Source organism: Cognatishimia sp. WU-CL00825 (assembly GCF_040364665.1).
Taxonomy (GTDB): domain Bacteria; phylum Pseudomonadota; class Alphaproteobacteria; order Rhodobacterales; family Rhodobacteraceae; genus Cognatishimia.
Genome location: NZ_BAABWX010000001.1, coordinates 1,602,387 through 1,622,735, shown reverse-complemented (window position 1 = coordinate 1,622,735; position 20,349 = coordinate 1,602,387). Strand labels below are relative to the sequence as shown.

At 52.0% G+C, this 20,349-nt stretch carries 20 protein-coding genes; 5 read left to right on the top strand and 15 right to left on the bottom strand.

The features are described from left to right. Nucleotides 1-79 precede the first annotated feature (79 nt). The 3 genes from ABXG94_RS08090 to ABXG94_RS08080 are packed head-to-tail and all read left to right on the top strand — an operon-like array spanning nucleotide 80 to nucleotide 2,936. Nucleotides 80-1,495 (top strand): YcjX family GTP-binding protein, encoded by a 1,416-nt coding sequence (locus tag ABXG94_RS08090; RefSeq protein WP_353533395.1) that lies wholly within the window; start codon nucleotides 80-82, stop codon nucleotides 1,493-1,495. After that, the gene (locus ABXG94_RS08085; protein WP_353533394.1) at nucleotides 1,492-1,941 is read left to right on the top strand and encodes a GNAT family N-acetyltransferase; all 450 of its coding nucleotides are present in this window, start codon (nucleotides 1,492-1,494) and stop codon (nucleotides 1,939-1,941) included. The genes ABXG94_RS08090 and ABXG94_RS08085 overlap by 4 nt, the downstream gene beginning before the upstream one ends. Then, complete coding sequence (locus ABXG94_RS08080) at nucleotides 1,917-2,936, top strand: YcjF family protein (RefSeq protein ID WP_502901686.1); 1,020 nt, start codon at nucleotides 1,917-1,919, stop codon at nucleotides 2,934-2,936. Before ABXG94_RS08085 ends, ABXG94_RS08080 begins: the two co-directional genes overlap by 25 nt. Here the strand turns inward: ABXG94_RS08080 and ABXG94_RS08075 are convergent. Next, entirely contained in the window at nucleotides 2,933-3,346 is a 414-nt protein-coding gene (locus ABXG94_RS08075) for a group III truncated hemoglobin (protein WP_353533392.1), read from the bottom strand. The genes ABXG94_RS08080 and ABXG94_RS08075 overlap by 4 nt on opposite strands. Nucleotides 3,347-3,619: 273 nt before the next feature. On the opposite strand from ABXG94_RS08075, the gene ileS reads away from it, so the two are divergent. Further along, nucleotides 3,620-6,550 carry an isoleucine--tRNA ligase gene (ileS, locus tag ABXG94_RS08070; protein ID WP_353533390.1) on the top strand — a complete coding sequence of 977 codons (2,931 nt, stop codon included), beginning with the start codon at nucleotides 3,620-3,622 and terminating at the stop codon, nucleotides 6,548-6,550. A gap of 107 nt (nucleotides 6,551-6,657) precedes the next feature. Continuing rightward, nucleotides 6,658-7,113: a methylated-DNA--[protein]-cysteine S-methyltransferase gene (locus tag ABXG94_RS08065; protein ID WP_353533388.1), complete on the top strand. Its 456-nt coding sequence runs from the start codon at nucleotides 6,658-6,660 to the stop codon at nucleotides 7,111-7,113. Here the strand turns inward: ABXG94_RS08065 and ABXG94_RS08060 are convergent. The 14 genes from ABXG94_RS08060 to ABXG94_RS07995 all read right to left on the bottom strand — a co-directional run bounded on the left by ABXG94_RS08060 (nucleotide 7,110) and on the right by ABXG94_RS07995 (nucleotide 20,151). Beyond that, nucleotides 7,110-7,802: a CDP-alcohol phosphatidyltransferase family protein gene (locus tag ABXG94_RS08060; RefSeq protein ID WP_353533387.1), complete on the bottom strand. Its 693-nt coding sequence runs from the start codon at nucleotides 7,800-7,802 to the stop codon at nucleotides 7,110-7,112. The two genes, ABXG94_RS08065 and ABXG94_RS08060, sit on opposite strands and share 4 nt — an antisense overlap. A 65-nt stretch (nucleotides 7,803-7,867) precedes the next feature. After that, the gene (locus ABXG94_RS08055) at nucleotides 7,868-9,181 is read right to left on the bottom strand and encodes a DUF8689 domain-containing protein (RefSeq protein ID WP_353534027.1); all 1,314 of its coding nucleotides are present in this window, start codon (nucleotides 9,179-9,181) and stop codon (nucleotides 7,868-7,870) included. A 106-nt stretch (nucleotides 9,182-9,287) separates the two neighbouring features. Continuing rightward, on the bottom strand, nucleotides 9,288-9,785 hold the full coding sequence (locus tag ABXG94_RS08050) for a prepilin peptidase (RefSeq protein WP_353533386.1): 498 nt from the start codon (nucleotides 9,783-9,785) through the stop codon (nucleotides 9,288-9,290). Beyond that, the gene (locus ABXG94_RS08045) at nucleotides 9,785-10,633 is read right to left on the bottom strand and encodes a tetratricopeptide repeat protein (RefSeq protein ID WP_353533385.1); all 849 of its coding nucleotides are present in this window, start codon (nucleotides 10,631-10,633) and stop codon (nucleotides 9,785-9,787) included. Before ABXG94_RS08045 ends, ABXG94_RS08050 begins: the two co-directional genes overlap by 1 nt. Before the next feature lie 25 nt (nucleotides 10,634-10,658). Further along, nucleotides 10,659-11,198, bottom strand: coding sequence for a tetratricopeptide repeat protein (locus tag ABXG94_RS08040; protein WP_353534025.1), 540 nt, complete (start codon nucleotides 11,196-11,198; stop codon nucleotides 10,659-10,661). A gap of 43 nt (nucleotides 11,199-11,241) precedes the next feature. Next, nucleotides 11,242-12,231 carry a type II secretion system F family protein gene (locus ABXG94_RS08035; protein WP_353533384.1) on the bottom strand — a complete coding sequence of 330 codons (990 nt, stop codon included), beginning with the start codon at nucleotides 12,229-12,231 and terminating at the stop codon, nucleotides 11,242-11,244. 10 nt (nucleotides 12,232-12,241) lie between these two features. Beyond that, nucleotides 12,242-13,210, bottom strand: a complete 969-nt coding sequence (locus ABXG94_RS08030) for a type II secretion system F family protein (RefSeq protein ID WP_353533383.1) — start codon at nucleotides 13,208-13,210, stop codon at nucleotides 12,242-12,244. Nucleotides 13,211-13,215: 5 nt separating this feature from the next. After that, entirely contained in the window at nucleotides 13,216-14,676 is a 1,461-nt protein-coding gene (locus tag ABXG94_RS08025) for a TadA family conjugal transfer-associated ATPase (RefSeq protein WP_353533381.1), read from the bottom strand. A 10-nt stretch (nucleotides 14,677-14,686) separates the two neighbouring features. Then, complete coding sequence (locus tag ABXG94_RS08020) at nucleotides 14,687-15,955, bottom strand: CpaE/TadZ family protein (protein WP_353533380.1); 1,269 nt, start codon at nucleotides 15,953-15,955, stop codon at nucleotides 14,687-14,689. Nucleotides 15,956-16,240: 285 nt separating this feature from the next. Beyond that, on the bottom strand, nucleotides 16,241-16,894 hold the full coding sequence (locus ABXG94_RS08015; protein ID WP_353533378.1) for an OmpA family protein: 654 nt from the start codon (nucleotides 16,892-16,894) through the stop codon (nucleotides 16,241-16,243). 18 nt (nucleotides 16,895-16,912) lie between these two features. Next, nucleotides 16,913-18,331, bottom strand: a complete 1,419-nt coding sequence (locus ABXG94_RS08010) for a type II and III secretion system protein family protein (RefSeq protein WP_353533376.1) — start codon at nucleotides 18,329-18,331, stop codon at nucleotides 16,913-16,915. A gap of 190 nt (nucleotides 18,332-18,521) precedes the next feature. Further along, complete coding sequence (gene cpaB, locus ABXG94_RS08005) at nucleotides 18,522-19,382, bottom strand: Flp pilus assembly protein CpaB (protein WP_353533375.1); 861 nt, start codon at nucleotides 19,380-19,382, stop codon at nucleotides 18,522-18,524. A 187-nt stretch (nucleotides 19,383-19,569) separates the two neighbouring features. Beyond that, nucleotides 19,570-19,782 carry a Flp family type IVb pilin gene (locus ABXG94_RS08000; RefSeq protein ID WP_353533373.1) on the bottom strand — a complete coding sequence of 71 codons (213 nt, stop codon included), beginning with the start codon at nucleotides 19,780-19,782 and terminating at the stop codon, nucleotides 19,570-19,572. A gap of 156 nt (nucleotides 19,783-19,938) precedes the next feature. Next, on the bottom strand, nucleotides 19,939-20,151 hold the full coding sequence (locus ABXG94_RS07995) for a hypothetical protein (protein WP_353533372.1): 213 nt from the start codon (nucleotides 20,149-20,151) through the stop codon (nucleotides 19,939-19,941). Between the last annotated feature and the right edge of the window lie 198 nt (nucleotides 20,152-20,349).

Genomic DNA, 20,349 nt, shown 5'->3' with positions numbered 1-20,349 from the left:
TCCCAAGATCATTGCGTCTGCGCCTATAGCAAAATCAAATTGCAGGCCCTATTTTCAATGCAGAACCAAGGGGACAGCAGTGATCATTACCGATCTGGCAAACGAAGTATCGCGTCGCGTCGAAGCGGTTGGCGATGGACTTTCTGAAGCGTTGTTTGAGCCGGTGGTTCGTGTTGGCGTAACCGGATTGGCGCGCGCAGGAAAAACGGTTTTTATCACGTCTTTGGTGGCAAACCTTTTGGATCGGGGGCGTATGTCTCAGGTCAGTGCCATCGGTGAGGGGCGCATTATGGCGGCCTATCTTCAGCCCCAACCTGACGTCACCGTGCCGCGCTTTGACTATGAAAACCATCTGGCAGCCCTCGTGGGGCCAACGCCGCATTGGCCTGACAGCACCCGCGCGGTTTCAGAACTAAGGCTATCGCTAAAGGTGCAGCCAGCCGGACTATTGGCGGGGCTGCAGCGGCCGCGCACGGTGCACTTGGATATTGTTGACTACCCTGGCGAATGGTTGCTTGATCTGGGGTTGTTGGACAAATCCTATACCCAGTGGAGCGCCGAGGTTATCGAGCGGCTGCAAAATCGCCCTTTGGGGGCCGACTATTTGGCCGCGGTGCAGAACACAGATCCGGCGCTTAAGCTTGAAGAACCTGTTGCCCAAGCACTTGCAAAGTCTTTCACCGATTATCTGACCAGCGCGCGCGACGCGGGGTATTACGATTGCACACCCGGCCGTTTTTTGTTGCCGGGAGATCTTGCAGGGTCACCAGTACTTACCTTTGCACCGCTTCCTGCACAATCTGGCGCAATGCGTCGGTCTTTGTGGCGCGAGATGGAGCGTCGGTTTGAAGCTTACAAGCAACGTGTCATCAAGCCGTTCTTTCGAGACCATTTTGCCCGAATAGATCGTCAGGTTGTCTTGGTTGATGCATTGGGGGCGATCCACAAGGGGCCGCGTGCGGTCGAAGACATGCGCGGGGCAATGACGGATATCCTAGCGACATTCCGCCCTGGTAGAAACGCGTTTTTGAACCGGTTGCTCATCGGCAAACGCGTTGAAAGAATTCTATTTGCCGCGACAAAGGCAGATCACCTGCATCATCGCCAACATGGGCGTTTGACGGCTATCATGGATGCGCTGACCCGGGATGCGCACGACCGTGCGGAATTTGCTGGTGCCAAGACACAATCGCTAGCGCTTGCGGCGTTGCGCACCACTGTTGAGGAAACGTTGGATCACAATGGGCGCAGCCTGGATTGTGTCCGGGGCACTCTGCTGAATGGCGGTAAACAGGCAGCGTTTTATCCCGGGGAATTACCGGATGACCCCTCTAAACTCTTGGTCCCTGCAAAAGAGGGTGCCGAAAAATGGCTGGACGAAAGCTATGAAATCATGAACTTCGCGCCCTCTGTGCTTGATCTGAAACCGGGGTTTGGTCCGCCCCATATTCGTCTTGATCGTGCCGTTCAGTTTTTGATTGGTGACAGATTATGAGCATCGAATTACGCCTTGGAAGAGCGCCTGACGCTGAGAAAGCGGCGGAAATCTTGCACGAGTTTCATTCCAGCACAGGCTGGATTGCCCAGTATGACGATCTGCCTGAAACGTTGAAGTTTTGCGCGATCATGATTGCGCGCGGATGGATGACAGTTGCGTCATTAAATGGCAAATTTGCGGGCTTTTTGGCCAAGGAAAACAACTACGTACATGCGCTCTATGTCAGGAGTTGCGCGCGCGGGCAGGGGATAGGACACCGGCTCTTGCGGCATGCCCAGATGCAAGAGATGTCGCTGGACCTTTGGACATTTCAGCGCAATCACGCGGCCCACCGATTTTACATGCGCGAGGGATTTCAGGCGACTGAAAGAACTGACGGGTTGCACAATGACGGCGGCTTGCCCGATGTGCGGTTTCAATGGGCAAGAGGAGCGCTGCTTTGACAAAACACGACGCCGGTTCTGGCCCAGTATTAATTGACATGGATAAAGCGGATGCACCGCAGGTTGATGCAGCTCCGGATGTGCCAGAGGTGAACGCGCCGCAAGGGCAGGCCATGCAAGGCGCGGTTCAATTTGCGGCCCGCAGTCCGTCACGTTTGTCGCGATGGTTTTGGGGGCTGTTGCTTGCGCTGCTGGGGGCAGTTGTGTCAATAACCGCTTGGAATTTTGTGAATGGATTGATGCTGAGCTATCCGACAGTCGGGTGGCTGATGACAGGGCTATTTGCCGCATTTTTGGCCGTGTCAGCTCTTATTGTTGCAAAAGAACTCACCGCTTTTGCAAGACTTCGCCGGGTAGATCATCTGCATCGCGCTGCGGAAAATGCTTTGTCTGAAAATGATTTGAATGCCGCCCGCAAAGTTGCACAAGATCTAAGCGGGTTGTACCGAGCCCGTGAAGATGTTGCTTGGGGCCAGCAGCGCCTGTCAGAAATGCTGCCTGATGCTTTTGATGCCTCTGCCGTTCTAAGCACCGTAGAGCGTGAGCTGATGGCCAATTTGGATGCAGCTGCCAAACGCGAAGTCGAACAAGCCGCGCGCCAGGTGGCGACAGTCACGGCTTTGGTTCCTTTGGCTTTGGCGGATGTTGTTGCGGCGCTTGTATCCAACCTGCGCATGATCCGTCGCATTGCAGAGATTTACAGCGGTCGATCCGGCACCTTGGGCAGTTGGCGGCTGACGCGCGCGGTCATGGCGCATTTGGTGACAACTGGTGCTGTTGCGGTTGGGGATGATCTGCTGGGCTCGTTGGCGGGCGGATCAGTGCTTGGCAAGATCAGTCGCCGATTTGGCGAGGGCATGGTGAACGGCGCGTTAACGGCGCGTGTTGGCATAGCAGCGATGGAAGTATGCCGCCCGTTGCCCTTTACCAAAGAGACGCGCCCTTCAGTCAGTAATCTGATCAAGCGGTCGTTGACGGGGTTATTTGGTAATTAAGACAGAACCGGGGGCGCATCTTTGGGCTGACGGACCTGTTCAAGACCCAGGCGCAACCCGCGCCCAATGCGATGGGCCAATGCGGAAAAGGATCTTGCAGTGTCTTGCGGTAATTGGGCGTGCAACACCTCGTCAAACAACGCAAGCCAATCATCAAAATGCGCTGGCTGCACGTCACTTGTCTGCATGTGAACCCGCATAGGGTTTCCTGCATAGCAGCGCTCTTTCAAAATGGCATTTCGCCAAAATCGCGCGATTTTTTCTTCGTGGGCAGGCCATTCTTCGTGTTGAATATGAGCCGCAAATACCGGGCCAAGCACGCTGTGTTGCCGAATGCGCATGTAAAAACGTGCCACCACCTGATCAATTTGCGCTGGCGTTATGTCAAATAGCTGCAGTGGGTTTTCCATATTACACCTTTGATTTGACCCTTGCATTCGCAGCTATTGGCGAAACTTGCAATATTACACGGGGTCGCGCTGCGTTGCTTAGTTTATCGTCAGTTGCGGCTTTACCCTCTGAACCTCGCGGCCTATAACGCGCCTATGACTGGTGTAATGGCGATTATCATTCGAATTACATGCCCGGCGCTCTGATTCAGACGAGTCGCCGGGAAAAGGCGCATGGAAAACCGCGCCGCCTCTCACTTATTCCTCATACTTGTTGACCGAAGGACGCCTGTGATGTGCGCCGATACGCCTGAATATAAGACGACTTTGAACCTGCCAAAAACCGATTTTCCAATGCGCGCGGGGTTGCCAAAACGCGAACCCAATTGGCTGGATCGGTGGGAAAAAATTGGAATCTATGATCGCCTGCGCGAAAAGCAGGGACGCGAACCTTTCACGCTGCACGACGGTCCTCCTTATGCCAACGGGCATTTGCACATCGGTCATGCGTTAAACAAAACCATCAAAGATATGATTGTGCGCAGCCACCAAATGATGGGATTTGACGCGCGGTATATTCCTGGATGGGATTGCCACGGCCTGCCAATCGAATGGAAAATCGAAGAGCAGTATCGCCAGAAAGGCAAAAACAAGGACGACATCGATATTGTCGACTTCCGTCAGGAATGCCGTGCGTTTGCTGACAAATGGGTTGGCATTCAACGGGAAGAGTTCAAACGGCTAGGCATCACCGGCAATTGGGCAAATCCCTATTTGACCATGAACTATCGCGCCGAAGCGGTCATTGCTGATGAATTCATGAAATTTCTGATGAACGGAACGCTGTATCAGGGATCCAAGCCCGTGATGTGGTCTCCGGTCGAGAAGACCGCGCTGGCCGAAGCCGAAATTGAATACCATGATCACCAAAGCCATACGATCTGGGTCCCGTTTGAAATTCAGTTTTTGGCCGGACAGGGCGAGACTGACGAGGAGGCTGTGTCTACCGATCTTCTCGATGCGCGCGTTGTCATCTGGACCACAACGCCCTGGACAATTCCAAGCAACAAAGCGATCGCGTTCAACCCAAAGATTGCCTATGGGCTTTATCAGGTTGATCAGACTGAAGAGGAAAGCTGGACCACACCAGGCGACCTTTATCTATTGGCAGACGCATTGGCCGAAGACGTGTTGACTAAGGCGCGTGTGACCTCGTTTAGCAAAGTGCGCGACGTGGCCACTGATGAATTGGATGGGGCACTGTGCCGCCACCCATTTGCCGAGATGGAAGGTGCTGATGGGTTTTGGGATTACGATGTTCCAATGATTGATGGCGACCATGTTACGGCCGATGCGGGTACTGGTTTCGTGCATACAGCGCCATCACACGGTGCGGATGACTATGAATGCTTTGTGGCCCGCAACTGGATTGACCGCATGACGCACAACGTGGGCGAGGAATCTGAATTCTTGTCACATGTGCCTTTCTTTGCCGGATTGCAGGTCTTTGACCGCAAGGGCAAAGAAGGAAAAGCAAACAACGCTGTGATCGCTAAGCTTGTCGAGGGAGGCGGGATCATCGCGCGCAGCCGCGTCAAGCACAGCTACCCGCATTCGTGGCGGTCAAAAGCGCCAATCATTTTCCGCAATACGCCGCAGTGGTTTGCAAGTGTTGATAAAGCCGTTGGTGATGGCCAAGACGAGATGGGCACCACCATTCGCGAGCGGGCGCTGAATTCTATCGATCAACAGGTGAAGTGGACTCCGCAAAAAGGTCGCAATCGCCTTTATTCCATGATCGAAACGCGCCCGGATTGGGTTTTGTCACGACAGCGCGCCTGGGGCGTGCCGCTGACTTGTTTTGTGAAAAAAGACGCTTTGCCAACGGATCCAGACTTTTTGCTGCGCAATGCCGACATCAACGCACGGATTTTTGCCGCGTTTGAAGTGGACGGGGCGGATGCTTGGTATGCCGAAGGTGCCAAGGAACGCTTTATTGGGGATGCCGCAAACCCTGATGATTACGATCAGATCTTTGACGTCCTTGATGTGTGGTTTGATTCTGGTTCAACCCATGCCTTTGTACTACGTGACCGCGAAGACGGCACCGAGGATGGCATTGCAGATGTTTACATGGAAGGCACCGACCAGCATCGTGGATGGTTCCATTCTTCCTTGTTGCAATCCTGCGGGACAAACGGGCGAGCCCCTTATCGTAATGTTGTAACGCACGGCTTTACGCTGGACGAAAAGGGCAACAAAATGTCCAAGTCGTTGGGCAATACCATTGTGCCAGAGAAAGTGGTGCAACAATATGGTGCCGATGTTCTGCGCCTGTGGGTTGCACAAACCGACTATACAGCTGATCAGCGCATCGGGCCTGAAATCCTGAAAGGCGTGGCTGATAGCTATCGGCGGTTGCGCAATACTATGCGTTATATGCTAGGGGCATTGGGTAATTTCTCCGAAGGAGAGCGCGTAGATCCCTCTGACATGCCAGAGTTGGAGCGTTGGGTTCTGCACCGTTTGGCCGAGCTCGATCACCGTGTGCGCACTGGCTATAAAACCTTTGATTTCCAAGGTGTTTTCAGCGCTGTGTTTAATTTTGCAACCGTTGAGCTTTCGGCGTTTTACTTTGATATCCGCAAAGACGCACTGTATTGCGATGGCGACACGTTGCGCCGTCGTGCGGCGCGCACTGTAATGGATATTTTGTTTGAGCGTCTGACAACTTGGTTGGCACCAATCTTGGTGTTCACGATGGAAGAAGTCTGGTTGGAACGCTACCCAGGTGACAAATCGTCGATCCACCTGACAGATATGCCTGAAACACCCGCTGATTGGCTTGATGAACCCCTGGCCGCAAAATGGGCCAAGGTGCGAGAAGTGCGCCGCGTTGTGACCGCTGCGCTGGAAATCCAACGGACAGATAAGGTTATCGGGGCTTCGCTTGAGGCAGCACCAGTTGTGCATGTGCGCGACGAGGATGTTCTGGAGGCACTGCGATCTGTGGCGTTTGATGACATCTGCATCACTTCTGATATCGTGCTTACCAACGACCCAAGCCCAGCAGAAGCATTCCGTTTGCCAGAAGCAGAGGGCGTTGGCGTAGTCTTCGAAAAGGCAGATGGCGAGAAGTGCCAACGGTGCTGGAAGATCTTGCCAGACGTTGGAAATCACACGCACGCGGCAACCTGCTCGCGCTGCAATGAGGCGCTTGGCTAAGGCCTAGGAATCTGTTTCTCTAGACGGGCTCGCATCGCGGGCCCGTTTGCGTTTGGGCCCGCGTATAAGATGGGTCATGGCAGAGAAAGAAAAGTGCGCGGTTTATTATGATAAGCACCTGTTTTCATAGCCCCCTTGGTGCGCTGACTATTTGCCAAGAAGATGGGGCCATTGTGCGTTTGTTGTGGGAAGCCAGCCCGCTGGCAAAATCCAATTTATTGGACGAAGCAATCAAGCAACTTACAGCCTATTTCGCTGGCGAGCTGCGGGTGTTTGATTTGCCTTTACATGTTGCAGGTTCTCAATTTCAGCAATCGGTCTGTGTTGAAATGTGCAAAATTCCGTTTGGTGATACCGTTACATATGGTGATCTTGCCAAGACTTTAGGATGTGCTGCCCAGCCAATTGGCCGGGCCTGTGGCTTGAACCCCATTCCCATCATCATCCCATGTCATCGTGTTATGGGGGCAGGTGGCAAGCTTGTGGGGTTTTCAGGAAAGGGTGGCGTAGAAACCAAGGTGGCGCTTTTGCGTCACGAGGGCGCGGCGGGATTGTTGATCTAGCGCCGTACTGGCAGAATTTGCTGAATTATCCCTACCAACAGCAAATAGATCGACGTCACAACCAAACCCCAATGCGCCCAGCTTTCCGGGTGAAAGTCGACCCAGGCAGCCCAGCCGGCAAAGAAAGTCCAGGCCAATGCCATAGGCAGAGAAACGTTGCGCCAGCGCTCTGTACGTACAGGATGGATAAAGCGCAAAGGTAGAAACATAGCCAGGGCCAGAACCGTCACCAAGGCCAGGCTCACCCAAAAGTTTGGCTCAATGGCAAAAATTACCAGGATCACCATATTCCAGCATCCGGGAAAGCCGGAAAACGAATTATCTTTTGTTTTCATGCGTGTATCAGAAAAATACAAAGCGCTCGCAAAGGTGATCACAATGATAGCGAACCAGCCTGTCCAACCATCCATGAGCCCTGATTTAAACAAGGCAAATGCTGGAATAAACACATAGGTCAAGTAGTCGATAATCAAATCAAGCAATACACCGTTGAATTCAGGCGCGTATTTCTTGACATTATAGTGGCGGGCAAGCGGCCCATCGATACCATCAACCGCAAAAGCCACAACCAACCACAGAAACATCAAGCTCCATTTTTCATCAACAGCAGCCAGCATTGCAAGCATCGCAAAAACGGCACCGGTTGCTGTTAATAGATGGACGGAAAGGGCTTTGATCTGTGGGCTCATTTGACCGTCATGCCGCAAAAGGCAATTACTTGCAATGGCCTCGATCTAGCACGTCAAGATAGGTGCTATTTTACAATCAGCTCGTCTTTCACGAACATATTTTCCCAAGCGCGGTCTATCAAATCGGGTGTCATCTGAAGCGGGATTCCCTCGAATTCACAAATAGCAATCATCTGATCGATCAGAAAAACCGGCTGATAATTGGCATAGACATTGTCGATCTCTGGATACTTGCGTTTCAACAGGTGCACCAATGCCGGTTCATCAAGCGGCATGCCCTTTTTGCGTGCGACTAGGGAAAAGATCTTTAGAAAATTCTTTTGATCAGGGCCGTCAATTTTGATTTTATAAAAGATCCGGCGCAAGGCCGCTTGGTCAAAAATCTCGTTGGGATGGAAGTTTGTTGAAAACACCACCAGTGTATCAAAAGGCGTTTCAAATTTTTCGCCTGACTGTAGCGCCAGAATATCGCGGTTTTCTTCCAGTGGCACGATCCAGCGGTTGATCAGGGCCTGCGGTGGCTCTTGTTGGCGTCCAAGGTCGTCAACAATAAAAATCCCGCCAGCGGCTTTGAGCTGTAGAGGGGCCTGATAGGTGCGCGCCGTCGGGTTATAGACAAGGTCCAGCATGTCTAGCGTCAATTCTCCACCTGTGATCACCGTGGGTCGGTCGCAGCGCACATAACGACGGTCAAAACCGCGTTTGCGGCGCAAGCTGTTTGGGTCATCAATTTCTGCTTCGGCCTTGGAGTGCACGATGGGGTCATAGACCGTGATCACCTGACCTGCGTATTCAATGGCGCGTGGCACATACACTTTATCGCCCATCGCATCGCGAATGCCGTTTGATATAGAAGATTTTCCATTTCCCGGGGGGCCATACATAAGGATCGAACGCCCAGCAGAAACTGCGGGACCAAGCGTGCCCAACAGGCTGTCTGGCAATACCAAATGTCCCATGGCATCGGTCAATTGCTGTCTACTGATCTGGATGTCACGAATGGACTGGCGCTTGATTTGTTCTGAATAGACCGGCAGCGGAACCGGCATTGCGCCAAAGTATTCGGACTGGGCTAGCGCATCCAATGCGCGTGCCTTTCCAGCATCCGTAAGCTGATATCCCATTTCGTTGCCGCTGTTTGCGTTCAGCGTCCCAGTGGCTTCAAGCAGTCGTTGCTCGCGGGCCATGTCAATAAGCTCTTGGGTAACCGCGGTAGGCAGGCAAACTGCGTGCGCCACATCCGATACCATGTCGACATTCTTGCGAAACATTGTTTTCAACAAGATGTCGCGCATCATCACAATTGGCAGCCGCATGTCCTCGAGCCGTTTTGGGGCAGGGGGGGCGATTACCGTAGGGGCGACGGTTTGTGCATGCATATTCATGGTGGACCCTTTGACACAACACTATTCATAAGTTGTGCCCCATGATGCAGGATATCGTGGCAGCAATTGGGCAGCGCAAGGGATTTGCTAAGAACTGCCGTCAGGCGGCCCCGTTCAGCGCGCCCAAAACAAGATAGATCGACAGCGCGCCACCCAATGCCAGTCCCATTGGGAATTCTTTCGCTTTATTCCAGCTCTCCCACTCTGGGGCCATTTTTCGAATTGGGCTATGTTTTGCTGCGCGATGGGTGACCCAAGCGGCCAACAAAGTTGCGGCAAATATGATAGAGAGCCGCGATAGGTCAGCAATCGGTACAAATGGGGCTGCGGCCGCCACAAATTTTGCGTCACCCGCACCAACAACTCCGCCCGCATTCAATGCAATGCCGATCACAAGCGCCACAGCCAAATGCAGAAACCGCCAAAGATAGGCGTCAAACGGCAATGCGACGATCCCGACTACAACAAAAACCGCAAATAACGTCATGACCGCATAATTGGTAATGCGCATTGCCCGCATATCGCTCCAGGCAACATAGAAACAAATTGGCAGCACAAAGGGCAAAAACCAAAGCGCAGCAGATGCCGAGATATGCATTATGCTTTTTCCAAAGCCCTAAGGCTGCGCACCGCAGCTTCAAAATGCTGTGGATGCGTGTCAATTGCTTCGCGCAGCAGGCCCTTACCGATTTCTACATCGCCTTGCTTAATCGCTGACAAAGCAAGCGTGTGCAGCAATTGCGCGCGCTCTGTTTGTTCCATCGGCATGACGGGCAAGCTGTAATTTCGTTGCGCGCCACGTGACAATACAAGATTGTTCTTTGCGGTGAACAAGCTGCGGTCATTATTGATCGCTTCCAAAAACAGACGTTCGGCTTCGGTGAAATCTCCGCGCGTCAGCTTGGAGTAACCCCAATTGTTCAATACCCCAGCAGGACGTGTCGTTAGGCCAACTGCAATTTCATAGAAACTGTCGGCTTTCTTCCACTGTTTGGCGGAATCCGCGACAATGGCCTCTAGACGATAGCGCTTAAAGGTTTCGTGGGTGGGCGGAATAGCATCAAGCGCTTCGTCGGCTTCTTGCCATTTCCCAGCACGGATCAGAGCGTCAGCCAGATCGACGTGATCATCATTTGTGGACTTTGGATTTTTGGTGACTTTGCGCCACGCCGACACGGCCTGTTCAGAGCGTTTTGCGCGGGTCAAGGATATTGCCAAACTGCGTTGCAAGTCGATCCTGCCAGGGTTCTCGCTTAGCGTCCGCGTAAAATATATGACCGCTTCGTTTGGGTCTGCAACTGTCAACATGATGTCTGACAGGTTGGCTTCATCTTCTGCGTTCACCGCATCGATGGCACGACCCACACCACGATCTTCAGCTGTTTCACAACCTGACACCAATAGGGCCATGCTGATCCCCAGGCTCACAAGGATTGTTTGGCGCATTTTATGCGTCCTTTTCTGCTCTTGCCTAAGGTGTCGTTTGAAGCAAATAGTCGTTGCTGCCTCTTCGCACCAATTTGAATTTTTCATCCTGTTGGCTGGTATCATAGGCAGGATTTTTCAATTTTGCGAGTGCCAAGCGCAAATTATCGCGGATTGAGTCACTTTCGCCATTGTCGAGCGCAAAGGCCTTTTTAAAGGTTTGCGCCGCCTCTGAAATCTTGCCCTGCTCCATCAGCACGACACCCAGGTTATTCCAGAATTCGGGTCGAAATTCATCTTTCTCGATGGCGTCTTGCAGGTTTCTTTCAGCTTGGCCAAGGCGACCAAGGCCAAGGTTCGCGGTTCCAATTGACGCAAGAATATCGGCAGTCAGGCCCTGATAGGCCGCCGCACGTGAAAAGGCCTTAAGCGCGAGCTCGTATTCACCAGCATCCATCAAGCGTTGGCCAACCGTCAAACCGCTTACAGATTGGCCGCTGGTGTCGCGGGCAGGGGCAAAAGCATCGTCGCCAGAAAGGTCTAAGCCGCCTGAAGAACAGGCGGCTAAGACAAGACAGATTATCATGCTGGGCAATCGTATTGCCCTAAATTGTGATATTGGCACAGTGTTACGGAACCGCCTGACCCATTTGCGTGATATTCATGACCGACGGCCCAACCAAAATAATCAGAAGTGGCGGGACCGTTAACATCATAGTGGCAAGTGTCATCTTGGTTGGCAACTTGTTTGCCGCTTCTTCAGCGCGCATCACGCGTTTGTCGCGCATTTCTGCTGAATAGACCCGTAAGGCATCCGAAATCGGGGTCCCAAATGTGGTCGATTGGTTCATGACGGTGACAAAGCTTGAAACGTCTTGCACGCCGCACCGTTCGCCCATGTCACTTAGGACAGACGATTTGTCTTTGCCGGCTTTCATTTCATGCGCCACGATTTCATATTCGTCGGCCAATGCGGGGAACGAGGAATGTAATTCTTTTGCAACGCGGATAATGGCTTGGTCCAAGGACTGGCCTGCTTCAACGCAGACCAACATCATATCAAGACTGTCTGGGAAGCCTTTGATGATTTCCTCTTTGCGCTCTTCCACACGACGGGTGACCCAGTATTTTGGCAGGTAGTATCCAACAGCACCCGGCCCAAGCACATACATCAAGGTTTGCTGGGTCGAGGCGGTTTCAGGGTCTATTGCGGTCAGAAAGTAACTAACGCCCAACACCAACCCGATGATACCCAACGCAAATTGAGCAAGATAGAAAGCCCGTACAGCATCGCGCGATTGGTACCCCGCGCGAATTAGCTTCATCTGGATCGATGACAGCTCCTCAGCGCTTTGTGGTTCTAGGAACGCCTTGTATTTCGCCAGCTTTTCATTGGCTGAGGCGCGGCGCAGTTTTTCTGATTTGGCGGTGCTATCAAGGGTGTTTGTGCCTTCGCGCCCGGCGGACTTCAATTTCGCCATTGGATCGGATTTTTCGCGCAACAACAGCACGATGGCACCTAGGATGATCATAACCCCCAGACCGCCAACAAGAATAATGGGACCAAACGGGCCAAGCGCGCCGGTGGTCATTTGTGTGAGGGTTGCAAAAATGTCCATGATTGGGTCCTTACACTTTGATGTTCGTTAGAACGCGCATGACAAACAGATTGACGGCAAGAAACATGCCAACGGCCACACATGCGGGGATAAAGAAGGCATGTGTTTTGACTTCGTCGTAATAGTGCGGATCGCTGACGTTGATAAAGATCAGTGCGGCAACCGGGAAGGCGGATAGGAATTTACCAGACCATTGCGCCTCTGCGGTGATCGCTTTGACCCGGCGAAACAGACGAAACCGTGCTCGAATGACCTTTGACAATCCGGCCAGGATCTCTGCCAAATTACCACCAGATTGCTGCTGAATGGTGACAGCGACGGCCAAGAACCGCATATCCTGCATGTCCAACCGTTCCGCCATTTCTTTCAAAGACTCGCCGATGTCGCGGCCATAGGCATTCTCATCAGCAATGACCCCAAATTCTGTTGAAAGCGGGTCATCAACTTCTTTGGCGACAATCTGAATGGCAGACGAAAACGGGTGCCCAACGCGCAGACTGCGCACCATCAATTCAATGGCATCCGGCAACTGTTCTTCGATCATAGAAGTACGTTTGTTGGCCTTCATGCTGACCCAAGCGTAGACGCCCCCAACACCCATTGCCAAAGAGATTACGAATGTTGTGGCGACACCTGTCTGGGTTCCAACCGTCAGCGCCATAAAGGCAATCGCTGAAACAACCGCCATCAGCATCATCAATTGCGTGGGGGAAAATGCGATGGCAGCTTTTTGGGCCTTTGAGGCCAAAAGCGAATAGAGCGGAATAGACCGTGATTTTGCATGCTGCGCCATTTCCTTGCGCAGCTGTTCCAGCACATCCTGACGTGCTTCGCCGCGGTTCAACATATCTAGTCGACGGCTAACTTTGTTGTTCAGGCTGATGGATTTGCCGAACACCGTCAGATAGGCCCCTTCGACCAGAACGACAACGCCGACAAATATTAGACCATAGATTAAAAGTTCAGGACTGATAGGCATATCTGTTATCCCAATGTCGGTTCATAAATATGATGTGGCAGATCGTAACCCCACATGCGGAAGCGCTCTGAAAAGTTGCTGCGCACGCCCGTCGCCGTGTAGTGGCCGATAATCTTGTTATCTGGTGTCAAACCCGTGCGCTGAAAGCGAAAGACTTCCTGCATCGAGATGACGTCGCCTTCCATGCCGGTAATTTCTGTGATCGAAGTCATGCGACGTGAGCCATCTTGCAGACGGCTGGCCTGCACAATCAAGTTCACCGCCGAAGAGATCTGCGAACGCACCGCCTTAAGCGGCATTTCAATCCCAGCCATTGCAATCATATTTTCCAAGCGTGACACGCCATCGCGTGCAGAGTTGGCGTGGATGGTTGTCATTGAGCCATCGTGACCCGTGTTCATCGCTTGCAACATGTCGATGACCTCTTCGCCACGAGTTTCGCCAACAATGATGCGATCCGGGCGCATCCGCAGGGCGTTTTTCATACAGTCGCGTGGTGAAACTTCGCCCTTGCCTTCAACATTTGGCGGGCGCGATTCCATACGGCCCACATGGGTTTGTTGCAGCTGCAATTCTGCGGTGTCTTCGATGGTCAAAATGCGTTCGCTGTTGTCGATAAAACTGGACAAAGCGTTCAAGGTGGTTGTCTTACCAGACCCCGTGCCGCCTGAAACGATCACGTTCAGGCGGGTTGCCACCGCGGCTTGCAAATAGGCGGCCATTTCTTCTGAAAACGCGCCAAACCCAACCAGATCATCAATGCCAAGTTTGTCTTTTTTGAATTTCCGAATGGACACCAAAGAGCCATCAACCGCAATTGGCGGCACCATGGCATTAAAACGCGAGCCATCTGCCAGCCGAGCATCAACATAGGGATTGGATTCATCCACGCGACGGCCAACTGCAGAAACGATTTTGTCGATGATCCGCAAAAGGTGTTTTTCGTCCTTGAATGTGATGTCTGTCAGTTCTAGCTGCCCAGACCGTTCAACAAAAATCTGTTGCGGCCCGTTGACCAAGATATCGTTGACAGTGTCATCTTGCAGCAAGGTTTCAAGAGGACCTAAGCCTTTTACTTCATTGTATAATTCTTGAAAGAGCTGTGCGCGTTCTTGGCGGTTCAGGACGATGCTGCGTTCTTGTAGCACTTCAGTCGAAATTGAATTGATTTCGTTTCGCAGGTCATTTTCAGAAGCGTTTTCAAGTGCCGCCAGGTTCAAGTTGTCCAGCAACTCACGGTGCAATTCCAACTTGATATCACCCAAGCGCTCTTTGCGCTTGCGATCTTTATCAGAGGCCGCTGCCTGCGCGCGCGCCTTAGGCATCGGTTTGCGCAAAACGGCACTTTCGGCTTCTTGCATCGCAGAAACCAATTCCGCCTGACCAACGTCTTTTTCGGTTTTTTGTGTTTTTTGTACCGCTGCGACGGGCTTTGCCGAGGCGTCTTTCTTATACCTGCTAAACATGTGTGCTCCCTCAAGCCGCCTTTGTGTTGTCTTCGTCCAAATCGAGCAAAGACTGCGCCAATTTCGCGATTTCTTTTCGAAGTGGGTTTTTGCCTGCCAATTGCGCCAAAGGCTGCCCATGGTCAGAGCTTTGCATAACTTGTTTTCCGCCGTCCGGAAGATGGATATCAATAGAGATATCCAGGCTTTCGCTCATGCGTTTAACGCGGGCTTTTCCGGTTAGGTCCGTAAATTTCGGTGCACGGTTAAGCACATAGCGCAATTTGTCATACGGCAGGTCTTCTGCTTGCAATGCACGCTTCATACGCATCGCATTTTGGGCGGAACGCATGTCGATTTCCAACATTGCAAAATAGACATGGGCCTGTGTCAGAACTGTTTCGGTCCATTGAACCACTGTTGATGGCATGTCGACGATGACAAAATCAAAGTGATGGCTTGCCATTTCTAAGATGCGGTCAACGTCTTCGCTTGCAATCAGATCCAAAGGCAACATGTCTGTTGGCGCGGTCAAGACATTCAGTTTGTCTTCGAATTTTTGCAGGGCCTGGCCAAAGCTTTCGCTGTCCATACTTTCGGTATCAGACAACAATTCATACACGGCATCGCGTCGTGGCAAATCCAAGAAAGTTGAAACGGACCCGAACTGTAGATCGAAATCCAAAAGACAGACCGACGGTGCTTTGCCCTTGCCCGAGGCCGCCAATTCCCATGCGAGGTTGGTTGCAAGTGTGGTTGAGCCGGTTCCGCCTGCCAAACCATGCGTGGCAATGATAACCCCGTGGCGCTTTGGCGCAGATTTTGCCAGTTCAACTTTCGCGGTTTCTGGTTCTGCCAGGGCAGGGCTTGTCGCTGCCGCAACTTCTTCTGGTTTGCTGCGCAGAGTCTCAACCACTTCCAGCAATTCTCCAGATGGCGGAGGGTAGGGGATGAATTCATCCGCGCCCATCCGCAACAATTGGTGTAGCAACGACGGAGTAACATCTTCGGCGATCAAAAGCGTTTTGATGCCTTTTTCCTTGGCAGCAATAACGACGCGTTTCAAAATTTCGGGATCGTCTTCGTCAAAATCGTCAATGGCCAATGCAATAAACTCAAGCGACGCGGCTTCTGGTTGATCAAAGAACTGAAGCGCATCGTCAAAGCCCAGGTCGCCCCATTGCTCACCCATGACTTCTTCCATGTCGACAATCAAAAGATCGAAATTCTGTACATCGCGACAGACCGTGCAGGCCAGTATCGCGTTTGGGTCAGACTCGATTTTTTTACTACTCGTCATTACCTTAACATCCTTAGACCAACCCATAAGCTTGCCAAAAACCACAAACCTTTAGGCTTCTTCGGACAACCTAGTTCGACTCACGTCAAACACACTCGTCCTGTTGGAGAAGTTGTCGCCTCTAAGTTGGGCAACATTGGGGCCAAAAAACCGTAATTGTGCGGTAACCTGCGACTTTGTCGGGGCGGAGGGCTGGTTATTGCGAAATAGAGAACAATAACCTGTTCCAAAACAGAAAAGACCCGCAGTAGCGGGCCCATTAGAATTTGTAAATTAAGACGATTGTTATTCGCTGGCGTTGATTGTTGGCACGGCACCGGTGGGTAACGGAACGCCACTTGTGATATATTCGCGATAGATGATTTGCGCGTATTTACCATCCAGCAAATTGGGGTTGGCTTCAACGAATCCTGAAACCTCTGTCACCGTGCGACGGTTGCGACGTTCCCGGCCCTGTGTGACAATGAGAGGTTGGGTTTCACCAAAGGAAACAACAGCTTCTAGGCGACTGCGGTTAATCCCAAGCGTGCTAAGATAAGACACTGCAGCGCGCGCGCGGCGCATGCCAAGGCGTTTGTTGAAGGCATTTGAACCGACAGCATCTGTGTGGCCGTAGACCCGGAAGCGAATTTCTGGGAACTGACGGATCCAAGTGGCTTGCTGACGCAGTGTCGCCCGCGCGTTCTCATCCAATTGCGAAGAGTTAAATGCAAAGTTTACAGTGCTTTGCACTTCTTCTGCAAAGCGTTTTGCCAAACTGACGGTATAGCTCTTTGAACCGTTTTGGATGGCCGCATTATGTGTTGTTGCAGAGCCGAACTCTTGATGCGCATCAACAACGGCACCCGCTTCGCTGAAAAATGACGGGAAGGTTTGATTGGCATTGTCGCAGCCCGCCAAAATAACCAGAGCAACTGTCGCTGATAAGCTGTATTTCATCTGCCTGATCTCCCGATCTTAGTCCAAAACATAGCCATAAGAGCCGCCAAAATCCTGCTTGGCAACTTCGCCAGCTGCGCCACGTTGTTTCTTGGCATTTTTTGAGATTTTCCCAAAGAGAAACAGCTCTTGTTCCGACGGAGGCTTGATACGGTCCGTCGGCAGCGCAAGGGCTTCGCCACGGGTAGGTGTTACCAAATGGGCGGTGATTATGATCACCAATTCAGACTGGCTGCGCCGATAAGAGGCGCTGCGAAACAAAGCACCAAGAACCGGGATATCCCCCAGCCACGGCAATTGTGAATTCAGGTCCTGAAAATCGTCTTTAAGCAAACCAGCAATCGCAAAGCTTTCTCCATCACGCAATTCGACGGTGGTCGATGCTTTTCGCGACGTAAAGGCGCTGATTGTGAAAGAGCCGTTTGTGAAGCCATTTGTCGGGTCAAGTGCCGACACTTCTGTGTTCATTTCAAGGTTAATAAGGTCGCCGTCCACGACGCGTGGCACAAATTGCAAGCTAACGCCAAAAGGCTTGAATTCGACGGTTACTTTGCCATCATCTTGGGCGACTGGAACCGGATATTCGCCGCCGGCATGAAAGGTTGCTTGCTGGCCCGATAGCGCTGTGAGATTTGGCTCCGCTAGCGATCGGACCATACCGCGGGTTTCCAGCGCTTCTAGCAGTACATCCAACTGAACAGCACCGCCGCCAATACTAAAGCCAAGCACACCATTGGTGCCATCTGAAAGGGTGATTGGGTCGCCAGCCGCAATTGCAGCAGCGTTACCCGCAGCGATATATGTGCCAGACCCGCCGCTTACCCGACCATTACTTGTGGTCAGATTTAAAGATGAATTTAGGGCTTTCGAGACGCTGCGCTCCATCTCCGCAAAGCGCACTTTCATCATCACTTGCTGCACGCCGCCGACAGTCATCAGGTTAGATACGCGTTCAGGCGCGTAGCGTTCTGCTAGATCGATGGCACGCTGCAGGCGCTGAGAGCTTGAAACTGTTCCGGAAAGCACGATGCCATCATTGGCAGTGCGCACTTCGATTTTCTCATTGGGTAAAATCTGGCGCAGGCGTTCTTTGAATTCGCTGATATCAGCGGCAACACGGACATTCACATTTGTGATCAGGCGGCCAGCTGCATCCAACAAGGTTAGGGTTGTTGTGCCCGGTGCCTTGCCCAAAACATATATGGTGCGATCAGACAGGGTCGAAATATCTGCAATATTGGGGTTTGCAATGCTCAGTTCAGCAAAGGGCGTGTCGCTTTCCACGACCACTGCGCGGTTCATAGGAACGCTTAGCATGGATCCTGTGCCATTACGCACAACACGCAATGTTTCAGCGGAAACAACTGTACTCGCCATGGGCGAAAATGCGACGGTCATTCCCAATAGGGCCGCCTTAAGAATTTGTCGGTTTGTCATGTGACCTGCCTCTCCGATCACGCCTCAGGTGCGGGTCTGTCGCCCACTTTTTTTCACCATGGGCCAATTCGCATTTTTTTGCAAGAATCAATGGCTTCTGAACGAATCTGCATGTGGACCAATGGCAACACTCATCAACGCGCAAAAGGCCCACCCGCAGGGGTGAGCCATGCTAATCATCTGAATTCGTTCAATTTGAACAGGGGATCGCAATTTGAACAACTTCGGCACCTCGACGGGTGCGAATGGTGCAAACGCGTTCTTCTTGCACGGCTTCAACCACTTTTTGCTCGCGTGTCAGCCCCAACAGCGACCGCTGATCAACTTCTATCGCTTCTGCAACTGTGTCGTCCTGGGCCCCAACAAGTGAAAGCGACAACCGGCCTGTGTTTTGGGCTTGGGCCAGCGCTGCAACTTGTTGCGGCTTAACGGCGACGGTGACAGTGCGGGCGATTGTGCCCTGCACACCCTCGGCATTGGCAGTCTGGTCAATTGCAATCAAGTCAACGCCTGCTTGAATCAGTTTGGTAAAATCCCGATCTTCACGCGAGTCACCGATTTCGACTGACCCAGTCCAATAAACATCAACGCGGTCTCCGGGGCGTAAAAACCCAGATACGCCGCTGGCAACGTCAACGCGAATGGCAAAGGCACGGGAGCCTTTGGCAATACGCGAAGTCAGACCCGCGTCAGCGCCCGGAGCGGTAACTTTGATTGCCATGACCGGCTCTCCAGGTTCCATTGGGCGCAGAACATAACGAGGGCGAGACTCTTGGTCTGGAAACAAGGCTGTTTCGGACTGAAACGTGCCCTCAGGCACCGAATTCTTTGGCCATTTGATTTTTACAACGTTTTCTGGAACCAGTTTTTCACCGTATTCCACTTTTGCCTTAACGACATATAGGTCAACGGTTTCAATTTCGGGCTTGCGGGTCTGGCGTTCGTTGGCCAGAGCAGCTTGATATTTCTCGACGTAGTTCTGTGCCATGTGCACAGCAAAGCCTGCCAATCCCAAACCCACTAATAATACGACTGCAAACATCGCTCGCATGATGATACCTCAAGATAGAAACAGGCATTTTCGCCTGTCATTGACCCTAAGAATGTCGGAAAATTGAGGCGAAATTGAGTTCCACCGTCGTCGGTTTCACGGCAATTTCGATGATTTTGGAAAGATGCAGAAAGACCCCAAGCGAGAAACGCAATGGGGTCAAACCGTTTTCGTTCTGTAAAAGCTGTTAGCCGCCGACTGTACCAGCCGCGCCGGTTGCGCCGGTTACGTCTTGGTCTGCAAGGGTCGCAGAAATATCTGCCGACATATTGACTGTTTCAGTTTCGATAGCCGTTGCCGCAGCGATGCCAAGCCCAACTACGCAGGCTGTTAAGACCACCCAGTCAACGGTAACCGCGCCGTTTTCTTCTTTAAGGAAGGTTTTTGAAAAGTTTTTCATCTGCTCGTTCCTTCACGTTTCTTTTAGGAAATGCAGTAATTCTGCTGAAAGCCTACAGTTCTTGCGGGCTGTTTTGGCATGACGGTTAGACAGCCAAAAAAATGGGCCGTGCCGATAACGGCGCGGCCCTAATCTCTACGCTAAGTCGTTCAGCGATTAGCCGCCAACTGTACCAGCTGCTGCTGTTGCACCGGTTACGTCTTCGTTGCCGATTGTTGCTGCGATGTCAGCTGTCAAGTTTTGTGTTTGCTGGTCGATTGCAGAGTAAGCTGCAACACCCAGGCCAACAACTGCGGCTGTCAGAACAACCCAGTCAACTGTTACTGCGCCGTTGTCGTCTTTGCGGAAGTTTTTGATAAATTTCATCATGGTGTGTCCCTCCATAGGATCATCTGATTTTCAGTTTCGACCGTGTCAGTCCCGTATTGGCCGTCTCTCTCTGTTGGCCTGTTCCCGACTTGGTATGAGCATATATAGCCCCCAGATTGGGGCACGAATTGGGCAGGAATGGACCGATTTTGCGAGGCTAGATTTTTTACGCATTTTTCTGATTAAGGGATTGTTTTT

Excerpts from the sequence above, each read along its gene's own strand:
- cpaB (WP_353533375.1), bottom strand. The coding sequence starts at position 19,382 with ATGCGAGCGATGTTTGCAGTCGTATTATTAGTGGGTTTGGGATTGGCA.
- ABXG94_RS08055 (WP_353534027.1), bottom strand. The coding sequence starts at position 9,181 with ATGCATGCACAAACCGTCGCCCCTACGGTAATCGCCCCCCCTGCCCCA.
- ABXG94_RS08085 (WP_353533394.1), top strand. The coding sequence starts at position 1,492 with ATGAGCATCGAATTACGCCTTGGAAGAGCGCCTGACGCTGAGAAAGCG.
- ABXG94_RS08025 (WP_353533381.1), bottom strand. The coding sequence starts at position 14,676 with ATGTTTAGCAGGTATAAGAAAGACGCCTCGGCAAAGCCCGTCGCAGCG.
- ABXG94_RS07995 (WP_353533372.1), bottom strand. The coding sequence starts at position 20,151 with ATGATGAAATTTATCAAAAACTTCCGCAAAGACGACAACGGCGCAGTA.
- ABXG94_RS08010 (WP_353533376.1), bottom strand. The coding sequence starts at position 18,331 with ATGACAAACCGACAAATTCTTAAGGCGGCCCTATTGGGAATGACCGTC.
- ABXG94_RS08050 (WP_353533386.1), bottom strand. The coding sequence starts at position 9,785 with ATGCATATCTCGGCATCTGCTGCGCTTTGGTTTTTGCCCTTTGTGCTG.
- ABXG94_RS08030 (WP_353533383.1), bottom strand. The coding sequence starts at position 13,210 with ATGCCTATCAGTCCTGAACTTTTAATCTATGGTCTAATATTTGTCGGC.
- ABXG94_RS08040 (WP_353534025.1), bottom strand. The coding sequence starts at position 11,198 with ATGATAATCTGTCTTGTCTTAGCCGCCTGTTCTTCAGGCGGCTTAGAC.
- ABXG94_RS08045 (WP_353533385.1), bottom strand. The coding sequence starts at position 10,633 with ATGCGCCAAACAATCCTTGTGAGCCTGGGGATCAGCATGGCCCTATTG.
- ABXG94_RS08060 (WP_353533387.1), bottom strand. The coding sequence starts at position 7,802 with ATGAGCCCACAGATCAAAGCCCTTTCCGTCCATCTATTAACAGCAACC.
- ABXG94_RS08015 (WP_353533378.1), bottom strand. The coding sequence starts at position 16,894 with ATGAAATACAGCTTATCAGCGACAGTTGCTCTGGTTATTTTGGCGGGC.
- ileS (WP_353533390.1), top strand. The coding sequence starts at position 3,620 with ATGTGCGCCGATACGCCTGAATATAAGACGACTTTGAACCTGCCAAAA.
- ABXG94_RS08020 (WP_353533380.1), bottom strand. The coding sequence starts at position 15,955 with ATGACGAGTAGTAAAAAAATCGAGTCTGACCCAAACGCGATACTGGCC.
- ABXG94_RS08035 (WP_353533384.1), bottom strand. The coding sequence starts at position 12,231 with ATGGACATTTTTGCAACCCTCACACAAATGACCACCGGCGCGCTTGGC.
- ABXG94_RS08065 (WP_353533388.1), top strand. The coding sequence starts at position 6,658 with ATGATAAGCACCTGTTTTCATAGCCCCCTTGGTGCGCTGACTATTTGC.
- ABXG94_RS08075 (WP_353533392.1), bottom strand. The coding sequence starts at position 3,346 with ATGGAAAACCCACTGCAGCTATTTGACATAACGCCAGCGCAAATTGAT.
- ABXG94_RS08080 (WP_502901686.1), top strand. The coding sequence starts at position 1,917 with ATGGGCAAGAGGAGCGCTGCTTTGACAAAACACGACGCCGGTTCTGGC.
- ABXG94_RS08000 (WP_353533373.1), bottom strand. The coding sequence starts at position 19,782 with ATGAAAAACTTTTCAAAAACCTTCCTTAAAGAAGAAAACGGCGCGGTT.